This window comes from Deinococcus radiopugnans ATCC 19172 (assembly GCF_006335125.1).
Lineage (GTDB): Bacteria > Deinococcota > Deinococci > Deinococcales > Deinococcaceae > Deinococcus > Deinococcus radiopugnans.
In genome coordinates this window covers 1-1,059 of the sequence record NZ_VDMO01000068.1, presented here as the reverse complement: position 1 = coordinate 1,059, position 1,059 = coordinate 1, and the positions used below count along the sequence as shown (strand labels likewise).

At 63.1% G+C, this 1,059-nt stretch carries 1 protein-coding gene; it reads right to left on the bottom strand.

Going from position 1 to position 1,059, the window contains the following annotated elements; all coding sequences use genetic code 11:
• Nucleotides 1-860 (bottom strand): IS1 family transposase (locus FHR04_RS21255; RefSeq protein WP_211344229.1); only part of this gene is annotated, 860 nt, incomplete at its 3' end.
• Nucleotides 861-1,059: the final 199 nt, after the last annotated feature.

Genomic DNA, 1,059 nt, shown 5'->3' with positions numbered 1-1,059 from the left:
AGCTGACGTCCCTTCGGGACGTCGAGCTGCCTCCGCAGACCCCGTTGAACTCGGCACCAGTTGTAGATCCCCTGCACCAGATGAGCCAGGCTCACCCGGTGAATCCTCAGCCTCGCGAATGCGAGGCTTTTCCTCGCCAGGTGCGAGTTCATCCGCCTTGCCGTGGCATTCTGACGCTCCACAGCAGAGGTGTTGGGCTTTTGGTAGCCCAACACCTGCAGTTCCTCGTTCACGCGTGCCCGAGTCCCAGCCGCGATCTCGGTGCGGACTTTGACGACCCGCTTCCCCGCGTACTCCTTGATGATCCGTACGTGGGCTGAGGATCGCGGGATCCGGTAGGCCGTCTTCGGGAAGCGACCGCGCGTTCCCCGTCGCGCAGGCTGATACGGCCTGCCGAACACTTCTGGAAACAACGTCTGATACGACAGAAAACCATCGGTGAACAGCACCAGTCCATGCGGATCGGTGAGGCGTTCTCTCGCGTGAACGAGGAGCGACTGGGCCAGGGTGGCGCTGCGCTCGCCGACCTCGCCCTGGATCAGGAACTTGCTGCTGGGATCGATGACCGTCGCGTCCCACACGGACTCCTTCTTGCGGCCGACGAATCCGTAGCGCTCGTCTGCCTGAATGCTCGTGACCTGAAGGTCACGAGCATTCAGGTCGTGGAGGTGTCGCGCGTGGGTTCCGGCAGCGCGGACGATGCGCGCGACCGTGGTCCGGTGGCACCCGACCAGTTGGCCCGTGGTGACGAAGCTGTTGCCGTGGGTGACGTGCTCAACGACGGCGTCGACAGTGTCCTGGGAGCAGCGGGCATTCCAGTAGGGCGTGCCTTTGAGTTCACTGAATTCCGCACCGCACACAGTGCACTTGAGGAGTCGTCGGCGGTGGGGGCCGTATCGTCTGCGGAGCTTGATGGTGCCCTGTTGCGCGTGATGCTGGACTGGACAGGCGGGGTTCTGACAGACGAAACTCTCGAGTGGGAGCTCTTTTGACACGTCCGGGGATAGGCCCCGGACGCTCTCATTTCAGTGGTGTCGGGCATGGTTCCAGCCAACTACC